Raw genomic sequence first — 5728 nt, forward strand, 5'->3', positions numbered from 1 at the left:
CGTTGGGTCAGGTGGGCGGGTCAGATCCGGGTCGGGACGGCGGACGGGCGCTGGTGGTTGCCGCGTACCGCCGCCCCGACCCGGACGGTCAGGACCTGCTGGCCTTCTCGGCTTCCTGCACGGCCTCGTCCCAGGCCGCGTCGGGCTTGAGGGTGCCGTTCTGCACCCGGCTGATCACGTTCTCCACGGCGACCCGGGTCGGGCCGTTCTTCTTGCCCAGGTACTGCGGGGTCAGCCCGGCGGCCATCTTCGGGAAGATCTGTCCGACCGGGGCGTTGTTGAAGAACGGGTTCTTGAAGTCGGCGATCGCCGGGTCGGAGTAGAGCGCCGGCTGCGACGGCAGGTTCCCGACCTTCTTGAAGATCTCGATCTGCTGCTCCGGCTGGACCAGCCACTCCAGCAGCTTGTACGCCTCGTCGACGTGCTTGCCCTGCTTGGGGATGGTCAGGAACGAGCCGCCCCAGTTCCCGCCGCCCCCGGGCACCGCCGCGATGTCCCACTTGCCCTCGGTACCGGGCGCGGTGTCCTTGATGTGGCCGAGCATCCACGCCGGGCAGGCCAGGACCGCGAAGGCTCCGCTGGTGAAGCCCTTGTCCCAGTCGGCCTGGAAGCTGGTCAGGTTGGCCGAGAGACCTGCCTGGATGCCCTTGACGGTGTAGTCGAAGGCGGCCTTCGGGCCGCCGTCCATCTTCAGCTGGTCGCTCTCGTCGTAGAAGCCGACCGGCTGCTGACCGAGGACCGGGTTGAACAGGTTGGCGCCCGAGTCGACGAACTTCTTCTTGGTCTTGGCGGTGTACTGCTGGCCGACCTCGATGAACTTGTCCCAGGTCGGCCAGAGCGCGGAGACCTGGTCACGTTCGGTGGGCAGGCCGGCGGCCTGGAAGAGGTCGGTGCGGTAGCACATGGCGAGGCCACCGACGTCGGTACCGAGGCCGATCTGGGTCTTGCCGTCAGCGGAGAGCGACTGCTTCCACTTCCACGGCAGGTACTTCTCCTCGTACCTGGCGGCGCCCTTGTCGAGCAGGTTGACGAACTTGTCCGACTGGCTGCGGAACTGGACCATGAAGCCCTCGTCGATCGCGGCGATGTCCGGGGCACCGGAGCCCGCGACGAGCTTCTTCTGCAGGTCCTCGTGCTGGGCGTTGTACTCGCCGGAGTTGAGGGCGATCTTGATGTTCGGGTGCTCCGCCTCGTACCTGGCCTTGAGGTCCTGTAGGCCGAAGTCACCCCAGAAGTTGATTTTCAAGGTGATGGTGCCGTTGGCTTCCGAATCGCCGCTGGTGCTCTTCCCGCTGCACGCGGCGATCATCGAACCGGCCACCAGTCCCACGGCTGCCACCCGCACCCAGCGGGGTAGAGACCGTTTCATGGCAATCCTCCGAGATCATATGGGAACGCTCCCGAGATCGAGGAGCGTTGACTGAACCGGGTAAGTGCAGCCACGGTACGGTCGGCCCCGAGCAGTGTCAATGGCGGGTCAACCCGGAAATCTCTCCGTCACCACCCGGTCGCCGGAGACGCGTACAACTGCGCGGAGGAACGCTCTTCGGGACAGAATTCCGCGTCGACCCGGCACCCGGGCCGGTGGTGACGACCCCGGCGGGCGTACGCTTAACCGAACAAGCGTGCCGCCCGACGGGGCTCCCGCACCGGCAGGAGCCGTCCCGACGCCCGGGACACGGTGCCGGGTAGCGTGTGCGCCGCCGCCGACCCCCCGGACGACGGCACGGAGGACCGCCCGCCAGGGCCGAGCAGGATTGAGGAGCGCCGGTGAAGCGGCCGACGATCGCCGACGTGGCCCGGCGGGCCGGGGTGTCCAAGGGGGCGGTCTCGTACGCCCTCAACGGCCAGCCGGGGGTCTCCGAGGCCACCCGACGGCGCATCCTGGCCATCGCCGCCGAGATCGGGTTCAGCCCGAGCAGCGCGGCGCGGGCTCTCTCCGGGGCCACCGCCAAGGCGGTCGGCCTGGCCCTGTGCCGACCGGCCCGGATCCTCGGCATCGAGCCGTTCTTCATGGAGCTGATCAGCGGGGTGGAGGGGGAACTCGCCGCCCGGTCGTACGCGTTGACCCTCCAGGTGGTGGCCGACCAGGACGCCGAGATCGCGGTCTACCGGCGCTGGTGGGGGGAACGCCGGGTGGACGGGGTGTTCATCTGCGACCTACGGCTCGACGACCGGCGCATCCCGGTCCTGGAGGAGCTGCAACTGCCGGCCGTGGTGATCGGCGGCCCGGGTCACACCGGCAGCCTGCCCAGCGTCTGGTCGGACGACGCGGCGGCGCTGGTGGAGACGGTGGAGTACCTGGTGGCGCTCGGGCACCGCCGGGTCGCCCGGGTGGGCGGCCTGCCGGGGCTGCTGCACACCGAGATCCGTACCCGGGCCTTCGCCGAGGTCTGCGACCGGCTCGGGCTGCCGGAGGCGACCACCGTGCCGTCCGACTACACCGGCGAGGAGGGCGCGCGGGCCACCCGCCGCCTGCTCAGTTCGGCGCAGCGGCCGACTGCGGTGATCTACGACAACGACGTGATGGCGATCGCCGGGCTCTCGGTGGCCCAGGAGATGGGGCTCGCCGTGCCGGGTGACCTGTCCATCGTGGCCTGGGACGACTCGCCGCTCTGCCAGTTGGTGCACCCGCCGCTGACCGCGCTGGGCCGGGACATCCCGGCCTACGGCGCCCATGCCGCCCGCCACCTGCTGGCGGCCATCACCGGCGAGCAGATCAGCGCCTTCCAGGACGAGACCGCACACCTGACGCCGCGGGGCAGTACGGCACCGCCACGGGTCAGGTGAACCGTTTAAGTCGCCTCCCCCGGACCCGTCCCCGGCAGGGGTGGGTGACGCTGTCGAGCTGCTCCAGCTACGCAACACGGCTCGGGTCGGCCCCGACCGCCGGGTCAGCGCGGCGCCGACGGGCCACCGCGTCGGGACAGTGGCAAGGTCAGCGCGGCGCCGACGGGAAGTCCTCCAGGTACGCCTCGACCCGCTCGGCGGTGGCCGGCCGGGAGAGGGCGAAGCCCTGCCCGAACCGGCATCCCGCCCGGTCGGCCTGGTCCACCTGGTCCGGTGACTCCAGCCCCTCGGCGACGATCTCCACGCCGAGCCGTCGACCGAGACCCACCACCACGTCGATCAGCCGACCACCGTCACCGGAGGTCTCCCGGAGCAGCCGGGGATCCACTTTGAGCAGATCCAGCGGCAGCCGGCGGAGCTGGGCGAGGGACGTCTGCGCGCCGCCGAAGTCGTCCAACGCGATGCGCACCCCGAGCGCCCGCAGGGCGGCGAGCGGGCCGGCCAACGGGGAGACGTCCGTACCCAGCCGGGGTTCGGACACCTCCAGCACCAGCCGGTCGGCGGCCAGACCGTGCTCGGCGAGCACGCCCGACGTGCGGTGCGCGAAGTCGGGGGCGACCAGCTCGCGGGGCGAGACGTTCACCGACATCCACAACTCCCGGCTGTACTCCGACCAGACGGTGAGCTGACGGCAGGCCCGGTGCAGCACCCACTGCCCCACCTCCTCCATCAACCCGAGGTCCTCGGCCACCGGCAGCAGTTCCGCCGGCAGGACGGTGCCGAGCACCGGGCTCCGCCAGCGCAGCAGCGCCTCCGTGCCGACCGGGAACCGGTCGGCCAGCCCCAGCACGGGCTGGAAGACCAGGTCGAACTCGCCCCGGGCCGCCGCGCCGGGCAGCTCCCGTTCGAGGTCGAGCCGGCGGACCAGTTGCTCCTCCAGACCCGCGTCGTACCACTCGACCCGGTTGCGCCCGAGCTGCCGGGCCCGACGGCGGGCCAGGTCGGCCTGGCGGAGCACGTCGTCCACGTCGGTACCGCCGGCGAACTCGGCCAGCCCGATGCTGACCTGGAGCCGGGCCGCCCCACCGGGCAGCGGGTACGGCTCGGTGAGCACGCCGAGCAGCCGGGTGCCGAGGGCGTACGCCAGCACCGGCCCCTGCACCGCAGCCACCGCGAACTCGTCACCGGCCAGCCGGGCCACCACGTCGTCCGGCCCGGCGGCGGCCCGGAGCCGGCGCCCCGCCTCGGCCAGTACCTCGTCCCCGGCGGTCCGCCCGTGGTCGTCGTTGACCCCGGCCATGCCGTGCAGGTCGACCACCAGCAACGCGCCCCGCCCCCGGGCGACCCGGCGGACGGCGATCGCCCGCATCAGCTCCCGCCGGTTCGCCAGCCCGGTGAGCTGGTCGGTGACGGCGAGCTGCTGCACGGTCCGCTCCAGCCGGCGGCGCTCGGACACGTCCCGGACGTGGATCACCAGGGCTCCCACCTCGGGTACGGCGCGCTGGTCGGTCACCGTGGACTCGGTGTCCCGCCAGGTGCCCCGCCCGTCCCGGAACCGGGCGGCCACCAGCGGGGGCCGCCGCCCGGCGAGCACCTCGTCGAGCACCCCGGCCACCCGGGACGCGTCGTCCGGGTGGATCAGCTCCCCGAAGGGGCGGCCGAGCACCTCGGCGTCGGTCAGCCCGAACAGTCGGGCCGCGCCCGGTGACTGCCAGCGGACCAGCAGGTCGGCCCCGACCACGAGGGTCAGGTCGTTGGCGCCGGACACCAGGGAGCGGAAGTACGCCTCCTGGGTGGCGAGCCGGCGCGCGTACCGGCGGATGTCCCGGGCGGCGAGCACCTCCCGCAGCACCAGCGGCGGGATCACCGCCAGCCCGAGCAGCACCGCCGGGGTGTCGAAGCGCCCGACGACCAGCAGGTGGTAGACCGCGGCCACGGTGGTCACCACGGCCGGCACGGTCAGCAGCGGGTACGCGGGCGCCGGCCGCTCGGCCGGACCCGACCGGACCGCCCGGGAGGCCGCCTCCGCACCGGCGGCGGTGAGCAGCGGGCCGGCGACCAGGGGCGGTACCAGCACCAGCAGGACCGTACCGGAGTGGTCGTAGTCGACCAGCACGGTGAGCGCGGCCAACCCGAACAGGGTCGCCGCGGTGCCGAGCCCACAGAGCGCGACCCCACGCCGGGGTCCCCAGCCGGCCAGGGCGGTCACCGTGGCCACCGCCAGCGCGGCGGCACCGAGCAGGGCGGCGGTCCGGGCCGAGGGCGGCACCGGCCCGGCGGGAAGGGCCACCCAGCCGGCGAAGGCCAGGCTGATCCCGAGGCTCGTCGCGTCGACGACCTGACGCAGCCGGGCCGGCCCGGACGGGGCCGCACCGGGGAGTCGGAGGAGTCCGCCGAGATGCAGGCCGGCGGCGAGCAGCAGACCCGCGAGGACCGGGGCGGGCCGGTCGGCAGGTGGCACCAGGGGGAGCACCGCGACGCTGAGGCCGGTGGCGAAGACCGCCAGGTCGAGCAGGTTGGCCGCCCGCCCGAAGGCCCGGGCGTCGGACCGCTCGGCGCTCCGGCTGGCGCCGCCACCCCGGGCGGCGGCCCGGCAGCGGGACGCCAGGACGAGGCGGGTCGCGGCGACCGCTGCGGCCACCCCGACAGCGAGCGCGAGAGCGGCCACCGGGGGCAGAACGCCGGCGAGCCCGGCCAGCAGCAGGCCGAGGCCGGTGGCGCCGGCAGCGAGGTCGGTGGGGGCGGGACGGCGGCGGGCGGACTCGCGCGCGGGATGCGTGACGGACACGGCGGTTCGCCTTCGTGAGGGGGCACTGGGGCGGTGGTCGGGTGTACCGGATGAGGGGCCGGTGACGCCTATCCCGGAAACGACCGGCCACCCCTTCGGTTACGCCCCGATCGATGATCACACAGTGACCTGGATCACGTACAGGCCTGT

Annotated in this window: 3 protein-coding genes; 1 reads left to right on the forward strand and 2 read right to left on the reverse strand. The window is 73.2% G+C overall.

The window, feature by feature from the left end; translation table 11 throughout:
- Nucleotides 1–88: 88 nt before the first annotated feature.
- Nucleotides 89–1369 carry an ABC transporter substrate-binding protein gene (locus GSF22_RS29685; RefSeq protein WP_208817225.1) on the reverse strand — a complete coding sequence of 427 codons (1281 nt, stop codon included), beginning with the start codon at nucleotides 1367–1369 and terminating at the stop codon, nucleotides 89–91.
- 401 nt (nucleotides 1370–1770) lie between these two features.
- Here GSF22_RS29685 and GSF22_RS29690 point away from each other — a divergent pair, with 401 nt between their 5' ends.
- On the forward strand, nucleotides 1771–2790 hold the full coding sequence (locus GSF22_RS29690) for a LacI family DNA-binding transcriptional regulator (protein ID WP_208817226.1): 1020 nt from the start codon (nucleotides 1771–1773) through the stop codon (nucleotides 2788–2790).
- 148 nt (nucleotides 2791–2938) lie between these two features.
- Here the strand turns inward: GSF22_RS29690 and GSF22_RS29695 are convergent, their stop codons facing one another.
- Nucleotides 2939–5578, reverse strand: a complete 2640-nt coding sequence (locus GSF22_RS29695) for a putative bifunctional diguanylate cyclase/phosphodiesterase (RefSeq protein ID WP_307804443.1) — start codon at nucleotides 5576–5578, stop codon at nucleotides 2939–2941.
- Between the last annotated feature and the right edge of the window lie 150 nt (nucleotides 5579–5728).

It is taken from the genome of Micromonospora echinofusca (genome assembly GCF_017614955.1).
GTDB lineage: Bacteria > Actinomycetota > Actinomycetes > Mycobacteriales > Micromonosporaceae > Micromonospora > Micromonospora echinofusca_A.